Source organism: Sulfitobacter rhodophyticola, from assembly GCF_041281685.2.
Taxonomy (GTDB): Bacteria; Pseudomonadota; Alphaproteobacteria; order Rhodobacterales; family Rhodobacteraceae; genus Sulfitobacter.
Window position 1 is genome coordinate 3641321 of the sequence record NZ_CP166251.2, and the last position, 16542, is coordinate 3657862.

General features: G+C 61.7%; 13 protein-coding genes. 8 read left to right on the forward strand and 5 right to left on the reverse strand.

The annotated features are described in order from the left end of the window. The first annotated feature begins 5 nt into the window (after positions 1-5). A complete protein-coding gene (locus AB4X18_RS18950; protein WP_370401536.1) occupies positions 6-1472 on the forward strand; it encodes an ABC transporter permease in 1467 nt (488 codons plus the stop codon). A gap of 98 nt (positions 1473-1570) precedes the next feature. Further along, entirely contained in the window at positions 1571-3661 is a 2091-nt protein-coding gene (locus AB4X18_RS18955; protein WP_370401537.1) for a dipeptide ABC transporter ATP-binding protein, read from the forward strand. A gap of 54 nt (positions 3662-3715) precedes the next feature. On the opposite strand, the gene AB4X18_RS18960 is transcribed toward AB4X18_RS18955, so the two are convergent. Both AB4X18_RS18960 and AB4X18_RS18965 read right to left on the reverse strand, forming a co-directional pair. Beyond that, the gene (locus tag AB4X18_RS18960) at positions 3716-4228 is read right to left on the reverse strand and encodes a hypothetical protein (RefSeq protein WP_370401538.1); all 513 of its coding nucleotides are present in this window, start codon (positions 4226-4228) and stop codon (positions 3716-3718) included. Between the two features lie 159 nt (positions 4229-4387). After that, positions 4388-4984: a lytic transglycosylase domain-containing protein gene (locus AB4X18_RS18965; RefSeq protein ID WP_370401539.1), complete on the reverse strand. Its 597-nt coding sequence runs from the start codon at positions 4982-4984 to the stop codon at positions 4388-4390. A 204-nt stretch (positions 4985-5188) separates the two neighbouring features. On the opposite strand from AB4X18_RS18965, the gene ssb reads away from it, so the two are divergent. Beyond that, positions 5189-5686, forward strand: coding sequence for a single-stranded DNA-binding protein (gene ssb / locus AB4X18_RS18970; protein WP_432816913.1), 498 nt, complete (start codon positions 5189-5191; stop codon positions 5684-5686). 6 nt (positions 5687-5692) lie between these two features. Beyond that, a complete protein-coding gene (locus AB4X18_RS18975) occupies positions 5693-6118 on the forward strand; it encodes a GNAT family N-acetyltransferase (RefSeq protein WP_370401540.1) in 426 nt (141 codons plus the stop codon). Here the strand turns inward: AB4X18_RS18975 and aroB are convergent. Together aroB and AB4X18_RS18985 are read right to left on the reverse strand one after the other, a co-directional pair. Beyond that, positions 6115-7230: a 3-dehydroquinate synthase gene (aroB, locus tag AB4X18_RS18980; protein WP_370401541.1), complete on the reverse strand. Its 1116-nt coding sequence runs from the start codon at positions 7228-7230 to the stop codon at positions 6115-6117. The two genes, AB4X18_RS18975 and aroB, sit on opposite strands and share 4 nt — an antisense overlap. Then, positions 7223-7819, reverse strand: a complete 597-nt coding sequence (locus AB4X18_RS18985; RefSeq protein ID WP_432816914.1) for a shikimate kinase — start codon at positions 7817-7819, stop codon at positions 7223-7225. Before AB4X18_RS18985 ends, aroB begins: the two co-directional genes overlap by 8 nt. An 80-nt stretch (positions 7820-7899) precedes the next feature. On the opposite strand from AB4X18_RS18985, the gene AB4X18_RS18990 reads away from it, so the two are divergent. The 4 genes from AB4X18_RS18990 (at position 7900) to AB4X18_RS19005 (ending at position 12014) form a co-directional block, all read left to right on the forward strand. After that, on the forward strand, positions 7900-8049 hold the full coding sequence (locus tag AB4X18_RS18990) for a hypothetical protein (protein ID WP_370401542.1): 150 nt from the start codon (positions 7900-7902) through the stop codon (positions 8047-8049). A 3-nt stretch (positions 8050-8052) separates the two neighbouring features. Next, positions 8053-9621 carry a hypothetical protein gene (locus AB4X18_RS18995; protein WP_432816915.1) on the forward strand — a complete coding sequence of 523 codons (1569 nt, stop codon included), beginning with the start codon at positions 8053-8055 and terminating at the stop codon, positions 9619-9621. Continuing rightward, the gene (locus AB4X18_RS19000) at positions 9618-10586 is read left to right on the forward strand and encodes a tyrosine recombinase (protein ID WP_370402670.1); all 969 of its coding nucleotides are present in this window, start codon (positions 9618-9620) and stop codon (positions 10584-10586) included. Before AB4X18_RS18995 ends, AB4X18_RS19000 begins: the two co-directional genes overlap by 4 nt. 120 nt (positions 10587-10706) lie before the next feature. Beyond that, positions 10707-12014, forward strand: a complete 1308-nt coding sequence (locus AB4X18_RS19005) for an HlyC/CorC family transporter (protein ID WP_370401545.1) — start codon at positions 10707-10709, stop codon at positions 12012-12014. Between the two features lie 58 nt (positions 12015-12072). On the opposite strand, the gene AB4X18_RS19010 is transcribed toward AB4X18_RS19005, so the two are convergent. Beyond that, positions 12073-16539: a WD40 repeat domain-containing serine/threonine protein kinase gene (locus AB4X18_RS19010; protein ID WP_432816916.1), complete on the reverse strand. Its 4467-nt coding sequence runs from the start codon at positions 16537-16539 to the stop codon at positions 12073-12075. Positions 16540-16542: the final 3 nt, after the last annotated feature.

Sequence of the window (16542 nt, forward strand, 5' to 3'; positions counted from 1 at the left end):
CGCATATGGAACCGTTAACCTGGACCGGAGGGCTCAGCTTCCTCAATGTCTTTTTCCTGCTGGCCGTGGGTTTGCTGGCCCTGGCCATCGTGGTGCAGATCATCCTGTCCTTCGTACCCTCGGGCAATACCCGCGCCATTCACGCCGATGGCACCATGGGGGCCGACAGCGGCTTGCAGGGCTTTGTCGGGGTCATCGTCAGTTACCTGTTCTACGCGGTGCTGGCCTTTGTCGTGGTGTATCTTCTTTCGGGTGTTTTCGCGGGCACCGCTGCGGGTATCTTCGGGGGCATGGCGCAGCAATTCCTGCCGGTGTGGATCGCGCTGATCGTGACCTTTGCGGTGTCGATCACCTACAAGCGCAAGCTGGGTCTGTACGGCAAGCTGTTTGACAGCACGGTCGGCATGATCGGTTTTGCCATCGTGATGTTCTGGGTCTTTACCGGCATCATGGGCGGCGCGCTGGACATGCTGATCACCCACGACCCGCTGAGCCAGACCTCGGGCATGAAAAACAAGCTGCCGGGCACACCGCTGAGCGGGGCAGCGCCAGAGGATTTCCAGTGGTTCCTGCTGGGCGGTGACAATCTGGCACGTGATGTCTTCAGCCGGTTGATCATCGGGTCGTCCATCGTGGTGCTGATCGCGCCCCTTGCGACAATCTTTGCCTTCATGGTGGGCATTACGCTGGGTCTGCCTGCGGGGTATTACGGCGGGCGTCTGGACACGATCCTGAGCTTTCTGGCCAATCTGATCCTCGCCTTCCCGGTGATCTTGCTGTTCTATCTGCTGGTCACGCCGGAGATCGTGCTGACGGGGATCCCCAACTACATGGCGGCGGTGTTGTTCGTCTTCCCGGTGATCTTCTTCGCCGTGCTGCTGAATTCACGCTATTACACGCAACCGTCGGTGCGCACGCCGCTCCTGATTGTGGTCATTGGCGGGCTTGCCTGGGCCTATCTTTCGCTGATCTCCAACAATGGGGCGATCGTGTCGAACGATGACTATACCCTGCCCGGCCTGCCCGTGATCATGGACTGGATCAAGATGCCGCCGGAGATCCTGGTGGTCTTCGTGTCGGTGGTGTTCGTCAATTCCCCCACGGTGTTCCGTATCGTGCGTGGGCTGGCGCTTGATATCAAGACGCGCGACTACGTGGCGGCGGCGCAGACCCGTGGCGAAGGCCCGTGGTACATCATGCTGTGGGAGATCCTGCCCAACGCGCGTGGACCGCTGATCGTCGATTTCTGCCTGCGGATCGGGTACACCACGATCCTTCTGGGGACGTTGGGCTTCTTTGGTCTGGGGCTGGAATCCGAAAGCCCGGATTGGGGCAGCACGATCAATGCGGGCCGCCGTTTGCTGGCGCTTTATCCCCATGCGGCGGTGGCACCCGCGCTGGCGCTCCTGTCGCTGGTGTTGGGGTTGAACCTGCTGGCGGACGGGTTGCGCGAAGAAAGCTTGCGGGACTGAGATGAGAGGGGTTTCGGAGGCTCTGCCTCCGGACCTCCGGGTTTTTTGAACCATTTGGAAGACCAAGAGTGGCACCAGATGGCTGAGGGAGAGACGTGATGGCGAAGCTGGATTATGACGGGCCGATCCTTGAGATCGACAAGCTGTCGATTTCGTTCTTTACGCGGTTGCGGGAAATTCCGGCGGTGATGGATTTTTCCGTTGCGGTCAAACCGGGCGAAGCGGTCGGACTGGTTGGCGAATCCGGCTGTGGCAAATCCACCGTGGCGCTGGGGGTGATGCAGGATCTGGGCAAGAACGGACGCATCGTCGGCGGGTCGATCAAGTTCAAGGGCCGCGACCTGGGCGAGATGAGCGACGAGGAGTTGCGCGATATTCGTGGATCAGAAATCGCGATGATCTATCAGGAGCCAATGGCATCGCTGAACCCGGCGATGAAAATCGGCAAACAGTTGATGGAAGTGCCGATGATCCACGCGGGCATGTCCGAGAAGGAAGCCTTTGACCGCGCGCTTCAGGTGGTCACGGACGTGAAGCTGCCTGACCCCAAGCGCATTCTGAATGCCTATCCGCATCAGTTGTCCGGCGGACAGCAACAGCGGATCGTGATCGCTATGGCGCTGATGTCCGAGCCGTCGTTGCTGATCTTGGATGAGCCGACCACCGCGCTCGATGTGACGGTGGAAGCCGCCGTGGTGGAACTGGTCAAGGAGTTGGGCACGAAGTACGGCACGTCGATGCTGTTTATCTCTCACAACCTTGGACTGGTGCTGGAGACGTGTGACCGGATTTGCGTGATGTATTCCGGCGAGGCCGTGGAGCGTGGGTCGATCGAAGATGTTTTCGACGAAATGCAGCACCCCTATACGCAGGCGCTGTTCCGGTCGATTCCGCTGCCGGGGGCGGACAAGAACGCGCGTCCTCTCGTGGCGATCCCGGGCAACTTCCCCCTGCCCCATGAGCGTCCACCCGGCTGCAACTTTGGGCCCAGATGCGACTATTTCGAGGAAGGGCGCTGTGATCATGGCGACATTGCGATGCGCGATGTGCCGGGCAACGAACGCCACGCCACACGCTGTGTGAAGTTCGATGAAATCGACTGGAACGCGCCGCTGGTTGCCGGTGCGGTCAAGCAGAAGGGCGAGATCGGCAATGTCGTCCTGAAGATGGACCGGCTGAAGAAATACTATCAGGTGGCCGCAAATGCGATGTTCGGTGGTGGCGACACCAAAGTCGTCAAGGCCAACGAGGAACTGACCTTTGAGGCCCGCGAATCCGAGACACTGGCCATCGTAGGCGAATCCGGCTGCGGCAAATCCACCTTTGCCAAGGTTCTCATGGGACTGGAGACGGCAACCGAAGGCCAGATCCTTCTGGACAACCAGAATATCGGGGATGTGCCGATTGAGGACCGCACGACAAAAAACGTGGCAGATGTGCAGATGGTGTTCCAGAACCCCTTCGATACGTTGAACCCGTCCATGACCGTGGGACGCCAGATCATCCGGGCGCTGGAGATCTTCAAGATCGGAAGGAATGAGACCGAACGGCGTCAGCGGATGCTGGAATTGCTGGATCTGGTCAAGCTGCCGCGTGAATTTGCAGACCGGATGCCGCGGCAATTGTCAGGCGGTCAGAAGCAGCGCGTGGGCATTGCGCGCGCCTTCGCCGGGGATGCGCGGATCGTGGTTGCGGATGAACCTGTATCGGCCCTGGACGTCTCCGTGCAGGCGGCTGTGACCGATCTGTTGATGGAAATCCAGCGCGAGCAGAAGACCACGCTGCTGTTCATCTCCCATGATCTCAGCATCGTACGCTATCTGAGCGATCGGGTGATGGTGATGTACCTTGGCCATGTGGTCGAATTGGGGAGCACCGATCAGGTCTTTGCCCCGCCCTATCATCCCTACACCGAAGCGCTGCTGTCGGCGGTGCCGATTGCGGATACCTCCGTGAAGAAAAAACACATCGTGCTGGAAGGGGATATTCCGTCGGCCATGAACCCGCCGCCCGGTTGCCCGTTCCAGACGCGCTGCCGCTGGAAATCACAGGTCGCAGGCGGGCTGTGCGAGAAGGAGGTTCCGCCCATCCGGCAGCTGGCAGACGGTCACCAGATCAAGTGCCACCTGCCCGACAGTGAGTTGGATCAGATGGAACCGGTGATCGAGGTTGGTGTCGCGGCAGAATGATCGTGAAAGGCGCGGCGTGATCTGCCGCGCCTTCCGCGTGGTGCCCGCAACGGGTCAGCCGCCTGTATAGACACCTGTCAGTTCTTCGGCGACGTTGTCGGCAAAGCCCGCAATCATCGCGTCATAGAAATCATCCGTACCGGGTTTGATCATGATCACACCTTCGGGTGCCGTTTGATCGCCGGTGACCGCGGAGATGCGGATGGGCAGTGTGGCATTGCCCGCGCCGCTGCGTGGACCGTTGAAGACGACCACACCTTCAAGCTGGTTGAATTCGGTATCGTCTGGCTGAAGCGTATCGCCGTCCAGCGCCAGTTTGCGGATATCCACCTTGATGTTATAGGCATCGCCACCGGTCCCGCGCGTGACACGTTCGGAAATGGCTTTTGCAAGATCAACGGTGATCGTGTCATAAACCCGCGCTGCATTGTCGTCCTGCGCCGCTTCGGCGGAGACCTCGACAGTGACCTCGGACACGGGTGGCGTTTCAATTGCAATGGCGGCAGAGCTGAAAGCAAGGGTGCCGACAGTGGCCACGAGAGCAGACTTCTTGATCATATCAAACATCGTTTCACTCCTTTTCTGCAGAACACCGCGGGCGGCATCGCAACCGCTGCCGCGTGTTCGAGGCCTCAACAAAAGGAGCGAGAAGAAGGTTCCGGGCGACACGGGCGCAAAGCCGCGGGATACCGCCGACTGGAAGAACATCGCTGTGAAATCAGACGTTTAGCTACCGGTGATGATCTTCACGTAGTTGCGTGTTTCCTTGAAAGGGGGAATACCACCGTACTTGCGCACCGCCCCCGGACCGGCATTGTAGGCCGCCAGCGCCAACCGCCAGGTTCCGAATGCCTTGAACTGCTGCTTGAGATAGCGCGCACCACCTTCGAGGTTCTGTGCGGGATCGGCGGGGTTGACCCGAAGCTTGCGCGCGGTACCCGGCATCAGTTGTGCAAGGCCCATGGCGCCCTTGTGGGATTTGGCGCGGGGGTTCCACCCGCTTTCCTGCTGAACCAGCCGCAGGAACAGATCGACCGGCACGCCGTGCCGCTGCGCTGCATCGCGGGCCATGTTCAGATACTGGCCCCTGTATTTGCCGCTGTATTTCGGCGTGTTCCACTTGGAGGGGGTCACGACCGTGGGCGGCTTCAAGCGCACCGAAGAGGAGTATTGCGCCGCTGCACGACTATCGAGCAGTTTCTTCTGGGAGTTGAACAAGGTCTGGCGGCTTTTGGATGAAAACACATCCGCGCTGACAGGACCGGCGGACACAAGTCCACCAGTCAACGCTGCAAGTACTGCTGCACGCGCAGATTTTCGCATATTCCAAGCCTCCGCCCAGTCTTTTGGACCATATACCAAGAACGCTGGTTTCCGCCAGCCTTTGAATGGCACGGCGCATCGGGCAAAACGCATGAAACGTTTCGTTAACCATGGTTCAGGCATGAACAGATGGATATAACGGCGCAAACCGGGCTGTGGTGGATTCGCAGCACCTTTGCAAAAACTGATCTCAAGGGGGGCAAAATGGCCGGCTCAGTGAACAAAGTGATCCTTATCGGCAATCTGGGGCGCGATCCCGAAGTGCGGTCGTTCCAGAACGGGGGCAAGGTGTGCAACCTGCGCATTGCCACGTCCGAGAACTGGAAAGACCGCAACACCGGGGAGCGGCGCGAAAAGACCGAATGGCATTCCGTGGCGATCTTCAATGAAGGGCTGGTGCGGATTGCGGAGCAGTATCTGCGCAAGGGGTCGAAGGTGTATATCGAAGGCCAGCTTGAAACCCGCAAATGGCAGGATCAGTCCGGTCAGGACCGCTACAGCACCGAGGTGGTATTGCGCAACTATGGCGGCACGCTGACCATGCTGGATGGCCGTGATGGCGGCGGCGGCAGCGGTGGTGGCGGCGGTTACGGCGGCGGCGGCCAGGACCAAGGGTACGACAGCGGCGGCGGGTATGACAGTGGCCCCAGCCAGGGTGGCGGTGGCGGATCGCGCGACCTGGACGATGAAATCCCGTTCTGATCAGACATGCACATCCGCGACCTGACAGGTGATGACACCGCAGACGCGTTGGCGCTTTATACTGAACTGACATTCGGGCCGCCCTGCACAGACGGGGCGGCCTTTTTACGTGTGCTTACGCACCCCGGCACGACGGTGGTCGGAGCAGAGGCCGGGGGGCGGATCATCGGGATGATCACCCTGCACCTGCTGCCCAATGTCACCTGGGATGCGCGGCCCTATGCCCTGATCGAAAACGTCGTGACTGCGGCCGCCCATCGTGGAAAAGGTATCGGCCGACAGGTGATGCAAGGCGCAATTGACCGCGCGTGGAAGGCGGATGCCTACAAGATCATGCTGCTGACGGGCGAAAAACGCGCGGCGCGCGGGTTTTACGAAGCCTTGGGATTTGGATCGGAGGACAAGACGGGCATGGTGCTCAGGCGGCCCTAGCCGCGCTCTACAAGCGCCTCCCCAAGCACATCCAGCACGGCTTGCGCCGGGACGTCCCCGGTGACAAATGCCTGTCCGATCCCCCGCGCCAGAACGAACCGTAGCTTTCCCGCAACGACCTTTTTGTCTTGCCCCATCAGGTCGAGCAAGCTCGCCGCGTCCGGCAGATCGCCCTCGATATCGGTCAGGTCGGTCTTCATTCCCATGGCTTTGAGGTGGGCGCGCACCCGGCTTGGTTCTTCCTGTGCGCACAATCCCATGCGGGCGGACAATTCGAACGCCAACGCGCAGCCGATCGCCACCCCTTCGCCATGCAGCAACCGGTTGCTGTAGCCTGTTGCGGCCTCAAGCGCATGGCAGAAGGTATGCCCGAGGTTGAGCAATGCACGATCGCCATGTTCTTTCTCATCGCGCATCACGATGTCGGCTTTCATCTGCACAGAATGGCGGACGGCTTCAACGCGCAAGGCTTCGTCCCCAGCGGCCAGCGCAGTGCCATTCGCCTCCAGCCAGCCAAAGAAATCGGCATCACCCAGAAGGCCGTATTTGACCACCTCGCCATAGCCTGCAAGAAAATCGCGCGGGGCCATGGTGGCCAGGACGCCGGTATCGGCCAGCACCAGCGTAGGCTGATGAAAGGCCCCCACAAGGTTCTTGCCGTGTGGCGTGTTGATGCCGGTCTTGCCGCCAACCGAACTGTCGACTTGCGCCAGAAGTGAGGTCGGAACCTGTACGAACCGCACACCGCGCCGCAGGATGGCCGCGGCGAAGCCCACCAGATCACCGATCACCCCACCGCCGAGCGCAAGCACCAGATCGCCCCGTTCAACCTTCTGGTCCAGCAACCAGCCCACCGTGTCGCTCAGATGCGACCAGCTTTTGGTTGCCTCCCCAGCGGGCAGGATCAGCGCTTCCATCCCGATCCCGTCGGCGGCCAATCCGGCCCGCAAGGCGTCCAGATGCAGGGCCGCGACATTTGCATCTGTCACCACACAGACCCGCTTGCGTGCCAGCAATGGCGCAATCTGAACGCCTGCCTCACCGATCAGGCCCGGCCCGATGCGCACCTCGTATTCCCGCCCCGGCAGGTTTACCTTTACTGTCTCACGCATCGTCGCTTTCCAACACATCCGGTCGGCTCAGCAGGCAGTTGATTACCCGGCTGGCCATATTCTCAATTGTCAGGCTTGCCTCGCATTTCACCGACAGGTCCGCCAGCGCATAGATCGGCGTTCGTGCTTCGAACAGCCCCGCCAGTGTCGCGCGCGGATCGGCCGTGCGCAGTAAGGGGCGCGTGTCCTTGTGCTTGACACGGTTCCACAGCAGATCAAGGTCAGCATCCAGCCAGACCGCCACACCCTTGGCGTGGATGTTGGCGCGGTTGACCTCAGCCAAGAACGCCCCCCCGCCGGTCGACAGGATGCCGCGTTCTTCCTTCAGCAGGCGGGCGATGACCTCGCTTTCGCGCTTGCGGAAGAATGCCTCCCCGTCCCGCGCGAAAATCTCCGGAACGCTCTGATTGGCGGCGGCTTCGATCTCTGCATCGCTGTCAAGAAAAGGCACGTGCAGCCGTGCGGCAACGGCGCGACCGACGGCTGTTTTGCCCGCGCCCATCATCCCCACCAGCGCCACCGTCTTTTTCAGACGGTAGTGGCGCGTGGGAGGCAGGGTGTCGGCCATGGATTGCTCAATTTCACTCATTTTCTTCTGAATGACGTGATATTGCGGGAAAGGCTATATATATGTTGTCCCACGAGGGCAGAAATAAGCAGGCAATACCCATGGGACGACTGATTAAGCTGTTGATATACCTAGTGATACTGGGGTTCATCGGCCTTGTGGCATATGCCTATATCGGGCCGTTCTTCGGTGCGGATTTCGCCCCGTCCCAGATTGAGACGCGCGAACCCGTCACCCTGACGGAGGATTGACGCATGGGGCAAGGCATCCGGGCCCTATCCAAGACCGCTTTGCTTGTCGGCATCAGCCTTGGCATGGCTGCACCGGGTCATGCACAGCAGGCCGGAGCGCCCGCTGTTGAACGCCCCCTTTCGGTAATTGACTGGCTTGGCACCCAAGATGCAACGCCAACCCCCGCAGCCCAGCCCGCACCGACCGAACCCGCCGTGACCGACAGCGGCGCAACCCCGCAGGTCACCGTGGAGCCGTTGGGCCAGGGTCGCCCGCGCCAGATCGGGCTTGTACCCACGCAGGTGACCGGACTGCCGGAGACCCTTTGGGCCGGCAGTGATCCCGAAACACTGATCCGGCAGATCGAAGCCCTGCCCGATCTGAAGCTTCCCGCGGCACAATCGCTGTTCTTTACCATCCTGCTGGCCGACGCAAAGGCCCCCGGCGGCAATGCAGCCGCAGGCGATGCGCTGGCGCTGGCCCGTGTCGCCAAGCTGATGGAAGTCGGCGCGCTGGACCCTGCGCTTTCGCTGATCGAACAGGCGGGTGTCGCAACCTCGCCTGCCCATTTCGACCTTTACATGCAGATCAGCCTGCTGTCCGGGACCGAAGACCGGGCCTGCGCCCTGATGCGGGTGACGCCGCATCTTAATCGCGAGTACGGCGCGCGCATTTTCTGCGATGCCCGTGCCGGCAACTGGGACAACGCCGCACTGACATTTGGTGCGGCGCAGGCGCTGAAACTGATGCCGGAGGAAAGGCTGGCGTTGCTGGACCGGTTCCTGAACCCCGACCTATTCGAAGACGCGGCCCCCCTGCCCGATCCACAAAGGATGGACCCGCTCAGTTTCCGGCTATTCGAAGCCATTGGAGAGCCCAAATCCACCCGCAGGCTGCCGCGCGCCTATGCCGTGGCCGATCTGCGGGACCTCGCGGGCTGGAAGGCGCAGTTGGAGGCAGCGGAACGTCTGACGCGGGCGGGTGCCCTGCCTGACAATCGCCTTTTGGGGCTTTATACGGACCGCGCCCCCGCCGCGTCGGGCGGTGTGTGGGACCGCGCGCAGGCCTTGCAACGGTTTGAAACCGCGCTTCAGACAGGCAGCCCGGATGCCGTCGCCAAGACCTTGCCACAGGCATGGCTGCAGATGCGCGGGGCAGAGCTTGAAGTCCCCTTTGCCGCCCTTTTTGCTGAGAAATTGACGCAGATCACGCTTGCGGGCCGCGCGCAGGCCATCGCACGCGACATTGCGCTGCTGTCGCCCGCCTATGAAAGCGTACCCGCCCGCGATGGCGCAGAAGACCTTACCGATCAGGTTGCGAAAGGCAGCGCCACAGGGCGGCGTCCCGATGCCCCGCTGGCGGCCGCGATCCATGATGCTTTTGCCGGTGCCGAAGCCCCTGCAGCCCTTCTGCAGGATGCCCGCGCAAACAGGCTGGGGGAGGCCATTCTGAAGGTGCTCGGAATGCTTCACGAAGGCGCGCGCGGCGATCCTGCCACGTTGCGCGACGCACTTGCCACCCTGCGCGCCCTCGGGCTGGAGGACACCGCGCGCCGGGCGGCATTGCAGATCCTGATACTGGAGCGGTCATAGTGGCAACGTCGCATACCAGCCATTGGATTTCCGCCTTTCTGGAAGCGCAAGCGGCCGAACTTGGTGCGGCCACCAACACGCAACTGGCCTATGGGCGTGATCTGAAAGACTTTCAGCATTACCTGACGACCCAGGATCAGGATTTCGCCACTGCGGGCCGCGCGGATGTCGAAAACTACCTTGTTCACTGCGACGCGCAGGGGCTGGCAAAATCCACCCGCGCCCGCCGCCTGTCGGCGATCAAGCAGCTGTACCGTTTTGCCTTTGAAGAAGGCCTGCGCACCGAAAACCCCGCGATCCAGATATCAGGGCCCGGTCAGGACAAACGTCTGCCCAAGATCCTGAGCGAGGCTGAAGTAGACCGTCTGCTGGAAGCTGCGCGCAATTCCGGACGCAGTCTGGCCGATCAGACCCGCAACACCTGCCTGATGGAACTGCTTTATGCGACGGGCATGCGGGTCAGCGAATTGGTCAGCCTGCCGATCTCCGCCACGCGGGGCGATCCGCGGCTGTTGCTGATCACCGGCAAGGGCGGCAAGGAACGCATGGTGCCCCTGTCGCCGCCTGCCCGCGCGGCATTGACCGACTGGCTGGTCGAACGGGACCGGATGGATGAAGCGGTGCGCGCCAAGCGCCTGCCGGTTTCGCGATTTCTGTTCCCGTCCCGCGGCAAGTCCGGCCACCTGACGCGGCACCGGTTCTACCTTCTGATCAAGGAATTCGCCGTCGATGCGGGTGTGGAGCCCGGCAAAGTCACACCACACACCCTGCGCCACGCCTTTGCCACCCACCTTTTGGCCAACGGGGCCGATCTGCGCGCCATCCAGACGATGCTGGGGCACGCGGATGTCGCAACCACCGAAATCTACACCCATGTGCTGGAGGAACGGCTCAGCGAACTGGTGCTGGACCATCACCCCTTGGCCCGGACAAGCGGGCGCAAAGGCGATCCCAAGGACACATGACGCCTCCCCGAAGCGTGATACAGCATCCGCACGGCGCAACAGATCAGGCCACGGCCCTTGATTGCATGCCCTGCGATGCCCATAACCCAATGATACCTATAGGAATGGACAAACACACTGATGGAAGACAGCACCACCTTGCTTGACGGAGCATTCTGGATCTCGACGGGGATCATTCTCTTTCTGCTCGTGTTGTCCGGCTTTTTCTCCGGCTCCGAAACCGCGCTGACTGCCGCCTCCCGGGGCAAACTCCGGGTGCAGGCGGACAAGGGGTCGCGCGGGGCGACCCGTGCGCTGGAGCTGACCGAAGACACCGAACGGCTGATCGGGTCTGTGCTGCTGGGCAACAATCTGGTCAACATCCTTGCCGCGTCCTTGGCAACCGCACTCTTTACCCGCCTCTTTGGCGAAAGCGGCGTGGCACTGGCAACCTTGGTGATGACACTGCTTGTGTTGGTGTTTGCCGAAGTGCTGCCTAAAACCTACGCCATCTCCAATTCCGAACGTGCCGCGGCCTTGGTCGCGCGGCCCATCGGCATTGTGGTGCTGGTCTTTGCCCCGGTTGTGACGGCAGTCCGCTATTTCGTGCGTGGTGTTCTGAAGGTCTTTGGCGTTGACATCGACCCGGACAGCAACATCCTTGCCGTGCGCGAGGAAATCGCCGGCGCGCTGCAACTGGGCCACTCCGAAGGCGTGGTCGAGAAAGAAGACCGTGACCGTATCCTTGGTGCGCTTGATCTGCGGGAACGGGTGGTGGAGGAAATCATGCTCCACCGCTCCGGCATAGAGATGATCGACGCGGGCAGCCCGGCGGAGGAAATCCTGTCGCAGTGTCTGCAATCCAACCACACGCGGCTGCCGGTCTTTCGCGATGATCCCGAAAACATCATCGGCGTCATTCACGCCAAGGACCTGCTGCGCGCGATGTACAAGCTGATCGGCGGTCCGGAGGGGGATGCGGCGGCGCTGAAGCACTTCGACGTGGCAAGCGTGGCGATGAAACCCTACTTCGTGCCGGAAACATCAACCCTTGATGAACAGATGCGCCAGTTCCTGCGCCGCCGGACGCATTTTGCGCTGGTGGTGGACGAATACGGATCGCTTCAGGGCCTGATCACGCTGGAAGACATCCTCGAAGAGATCGTGGGCGAAATCACCGATGAATTCGACCCTGACGGGGATCACATGCTGTCCCCGGGCGAGGATGGCCATTACCTTGTGGACGGCGCCATGACGATACGCGATCTGAATCGCGCGACGGATTGGTCGCTGCCCGATGATGAGGCGAACACGCTGGCCGGTCTGGTGATTCATGAGGCGCAGATGATCCCGACCTCCGGTCAGGTGTTCAGCTTTCATGGCTTCCGTTTCGAGGTTCTGGCCCGCGATGGCAACCGCATCACGCAGCTGAAGATCAGGCCCTTGTAGACGGTGCGGGCTGCCACGGCGGCCCTGCTGAACTGCCCGCAATCCTGCCGCCATACGGTCACGGTGCCTTGAAACCGGCACAGGCGTCATCGTTATGCGCGGCACCCAGGTATTGTTCGCGCTGCTGTTGCCCCAGGACACCGGCGCTTAGCTGGCATGCGGCGCGATCATTCAGGACGTCCCAGACACGCACCACCCCGTCATCGCCCGCACTTGCAAAGGTCTGACCATCGGGATGGGCTGCGATCCGCCAGATGGCACCGGTGTGGGCGGAGGGGATCCGACCAATCAGTTTTCCAAAGCTCAAATCCCAAAAATGAAGCCCGCCCTGCCTGTCGGAGGCCACGAGGCTGGCGTCATCGCCCAGAAAAACAACATCGGTTGCCCCGCCACCATGCCCGGTAAAATGTTGCAATCGGACCCCGTCGGGAACGCTCCAGACGGAGACGGTTTCGTCACTGTCCGCAACGGCCAGCAAGGTGCCGTCCGCGCTGAAGGCCACCGACCAGACAAGATTATCGGATACTTTGAGGATGGTGGGCGGCGCGTCCTGATCCATCGACCAGATCAGAACGTCACCCCGGCTTGTGGCGACCGCGACACGGGCGGAGGCGGCGTTCAGCGTTGCCCGGGTCACGCTGCCGCTGTCTGGTGCGTACCGACGCAGGGTCGCGCCGGTTTGGACATCGATCAGATGTGCGGCGGTATCAGCCGCCGCAAGCAGCCTGTTGCCATCAGCGGTGTAGGCAAGCGACCAGATCGCTTCATCAAGCGGCGGAAACCGGGTTTGGCGACCGCTGAAATCAGCCGCGGAAATGACAATGTGGCCCTTGCGATCTGCCGTTGCGAGGTGCCGTCCGTCAGGGGACAGCGCGGCGGCCCAGACTGCGTGTCCATGAGACGCGACTTGTGACTGCGCCTTTGTCTCAATATCCGTGCCCGCGATGGCGCCGTCAGTATCACCGAAAAACACCCGGTCTTCCCCAATGGCCAAGCCTTTTGGCGTTGCGGTGCCTTCCGGCGAGAACTGCGTGGCGAGCCGTGCAAGCGGCCCCAGCCGCCAGAACCGGACGGTCTGATCGACACCAAGGGTGGCAGCCGTATGAAGATCGGCGGACAGGGCAACATCCAGTATACGGCCCGAATGTCCCGGCGGTGACTGCGTTGTCAGGGTCTGGGTGAACACATCCCAGATCAACAGCCGACCCGCGGTGTTGCCCCCCACCAACGTCCACCCGCGCGGCATGAATGCGCTGCTGCTGATCACGTTTTCCTGTGGGAACGCCTTTCCCATCACCCGCCCCGATGCGGCCTGAACGATGGCGCTACTGCCATCACTGCTGGCGGTGGCAATCAGCGCACCGTCATTGCTGAACGACAGTTCCCACACATCGCTGGAATGCAGCATGTCAAGGGGCGCAAACGCCTCCTTTCCGGACGGATAATGCCAGACGCGGACCTCTCCCGTTCCGTTGCCGGCTGCCAGCACACTGCCATCCGGGCTGAAGGCGACGCTGGTGAAATCTCCCGTTCTGGCTGCCAGAACCCTGCTTTTTTGGGGGCCATCGTGGGTAATGGCCCAGATTGCGATGTTGCCGTCCTCTCCGGCGGTGGCGATTTCGGGCTTGGTGGGGTGAAAGGCAAGACGCCATTGAATATCGCTTGCCTGTCCCAACAAAGCGGCGTCTCCGGCCTGTCCGTCGCTGAAGGGCCAATAGGCGATCCGCCCGCTGTCCCCCACCGCCGCAAATCCATCGCCAGTGGGAGAAAAGGCAACATCCTGAATGCCGCCAATACCACCTTGAAGGCTGCCGCCGATCTGCTGACGGGACGCACCATCCAGTATGCGTACCGTCCCGTCGCGACCGCCGATGACCACCGATCGTGCATCGGGCGAAATGGCGATCGACAGCGCATCGCCTGCCGCGACAGGCGTGCCAACCGGGACAGGAAGGCCCGTCGCAAGCGTCCTGCGCGCCTGAAGCATGGCGACCTTGGCATCATAACGGGTGCTGGGACCACGGGACTGGGCAATCGACTGCGCCGCCAGGTTCAATGCCAGCAAGGGGTCATCCATCGCATATCCCGCCGCCGCCGCCCCCAGGGCGCTGGCCAGACTGTCATTGGCCACAAGGGTCGCGGCATCCGCAATGGCGGCGTTCCTTTCCGCCTGCCGCGTCTGGTTCAGCGCGATGATCGACGCCGCGGTGGTGCCAATCGTCAAGGCCACCAGCGCGCAAACAGCCACAATCTGCAGCCGCCGCCGCTTTTGCCGACGGGTGATCATCTCCGCCTGTGCGGCGTCCCGGGCGTTGCTGCTTGCGGAAAGGAAATCAAGCTCCTTTGCCCCGACCTTGTCCTTGTTCTTTTCCAACCATTCCAGAATGTAATCCAGCCGCGCACCGCTCAGCAGCATCTCCGCGTCGCGGTCCGCTTCAATCCATTCATCCGCCATTTGCACGATCCGCAGGCGGAGCCGCAGGTCACCACGTGACCGGTCAATCCAGCGGCTCAACCGTGGCCAGGATCGCAACAGGGCTTCATGCGTGATCTGGACGGTTTCATCATCGACTGTCAGCAACCGCGCCTCGGTCAGGCTTTTGACAACACGGTCCATCACCCCGGCATCCGGGTCATCCGCCAGATCGCTACGCTCAAGGATCCGCCGGGTGTCGGCACCGCCCTCGCCCGGCGTGACAAGGCTGAGCAGCAGGCGTTCAGCCACCTTGCGTTCCTTGTCGGAGAAATCAGTGTCGAATATCGCGTCTGCCGTCTGGCGGATCGATCCTGCCATTCCGCCCCCGCCCCGGTACCCTTCATAGGTCAGGGTCGCGCCCAAACGCCGTTTCCATGCCTCGACCAGCGCATGTGACATGAGGGGCAGAACACCCGCATCCGTGCCTGCCTCCGCGACGATGGCATCGACCAGATGCTGTTCCACGTAGACCCCCACGCGTCTGGCCGGCTCAACAATCGACCGGCGCAGATCGCTGGCCGACATGGGCCCGACAAGCACCTGATTGCGGCTGACAGCCTTGGCAAGCCACGGGAAGGCGGCACATTTTTCGTAGAAGTCCGCGCGGATCGTGATGATGATGCGCACCAGGCTGTCCGCAGGATCGGTGATCGACGCAAGCGCGTCGATGAATTCCCGGGCCACCTTTTCATCATTGAGCGTGAAGAGTTCTTCAAACTGGTCGATGGCAAGAAGCAAGGGCCGCGCCCCCGCGTCCTGCAGAACCTGTCGCGCGATGGAGGGCCGGGCGAGAAATTCGTCCAAACGGACCCGGGGATCGCCGTCCGTGCCGCGCAGGCGGAAAAACAATTCGGAAAGGGCGTCCCGGCCCGGCGTAAAAAGCTCAATGCGCCACTGCTCGCTGCCCGGAATTCGGCCCTGCTGCAGGGATGGGATGATACCTGCCCGGATGAGGGAGCTTTTACCGCTGCCAGAGGCACCCCCGACAACCAGAACCTTCATGCTGCGCAAGCGATGAAGAAGGTCGGCCACCAATTCCTCGCGGCCGAAGAACCGCTCGGCGTCTTCGGGCTGAAAGGCGCTCAGCCCGTGATAGGGGCAATCCACGTCCGTCTGGGGCGCGGCATTCCCATCCTGGCGCGCGCCGGTCGGACCGGGTGCCTGCGCCGCAATCCGCGCCATGACGTCATGTGCGGCACTGCTCCAGGACTGGATATCCGCAAAACGCCGCTTTGGGTCTGTCGCCATCCCGCGCAGAAAGAAATCCTGCCATGCGCTTGCCCTGCTTTCGACCTCATCCTCCAACGCCGATGCATCGGGAGGCTTGGAGCCAGTCACCGCATACCAAAGCACCGCGGTGGCAGAATAGATGTCGCCCGCGGCACTGACGGCGCCATCGGTCTCGAATTGCTCGGGCGCCATGAAGGCCGGCGTGCCGCCGATGACCGTTGATGCCTTGTTATGACGCAACGCATCGCTCGCGATGCCCAGATCCCCGATCATCACACGATCCACGCTGAACGTCTGTTTGGGGGGCGATGGGGACATGACGGTCTGGTCTTCGGCCTCCCCCGTGTCGGCAGCGTTTGGCGCACGTGATCCGATGGTCTGATAAAGGATGTTGTCCGGTTTGATGTCACGGTGGACGACACCGGCGCGGTGGATTGCCGACAGGCCTGATGTCATCGCATCCACCAGTTGCAACACATCGTGCTGCGCCATGCCGCCATCGTCCGTTTTTCTGACCTGCAGACGTTGGGTCAGCGATCCAAGGTCGGCGTAATCCATCACGAAATACGGACGGCCATCCGACAGCCTGCCGATGTCATGCACGCCGACCAGATTGTGCGACTGTATCCGCCGCAGCAGCCGTGCTTCCTCAATAAAGCGCTGTTTCAGACCGTCATCTTCGCACCCATGTTCGAACAGGATCTTTATCGCGACTTCAGCCGCAAGTTCCTCGTCCCACGAAAGGGCCACGACGGCAAAACCGCCCCGCGCAATTTCCCTGCGGACGACGTAGCGTCCGATGTAGGCCGGTAGTTCCATTCA

Coding starts and splice junctions, on each gene's coding strand:
- AB4X18_RS18950 (WP_370401536.1), top strand. CDS start 6: ATGGAACCGTTAACCTGGACCGGAGGGCTCAGCTTCCTCAATGTCTTT.
- AB4X18_RS18955 (WP_370401537.1), top strand. CDS start 1,571: ATGGCGAAGCTGGATTATGACGGGCCGATCCTTGAGATCGACAAGCTG.
- AB4X18_RS18960 (WP_370401538.1), bottom strand. CDS start 4,228: ATGTTTGATATGATCAAGAAGTCTGCTCTCGTGGCCACTGTCGGCACC.
- AB4X18_RS18965 (WP_370401539.1), bottom strand. CDS start 4,984: ATGCGAAAATCTGCGCGTGCAGCAGTACTTGCAGCGTTGACTGGTGGA.
- ssb (WP_432816913.1), top strand. CDS start 5,189: ATGGCCGGCTCAGTGAACAAAGTGATCCTTATCGGCAATCTGGGGCGC.
- AB4X18_RS18975 (WP_370401540.1), top strand. CDS start 5,693: ATGCACATCCGCGACCTGACAGGTGATGACACCGCAGACGCGTTGGCG.
- aroB (WP_370401541.1), bottom strand. CDS start 7,230: ATGCGTGAGACAGTAAAGGTAAACCTGCCGGGGCGGGAATACGAGGTG.
- AB4X18_RS18985 (WP_432816914.1), bottom strand. CDS start 7,819: ATGAGTGAAATTGAGCAATCCATGGCCGACACCCTGCCTCCCACGCGC.
- AB4X18_RS18990 (WP_370401542.1), top strand. CDS start 7,900: ATGGGACGACTGATTAAGCTGTTGATATACCTAGTGATACTGGGGTTC.
- AB4X18_RS18995 (WP_432816915.1), top strand. CDS start 8,053: ATGGGGCAAGGCATCCGGGCCCTATCCAAGACCGCTTTGCTTGTCGGC.
- AB4X18_RS19005 (WP_370401545.1), top strand. CDS start 10,707: ATGGAAGACAGCACCACCTTGCTTGACGGAGCATTCTGGATCTCGACG.
- AB4X18_RS19010 (WP_432816916.1), bottom strand. CDS start 16,539: ATGGAACTACCGGCCTACATCGGACGCTACGTCGTCCGCAGGGAAATT.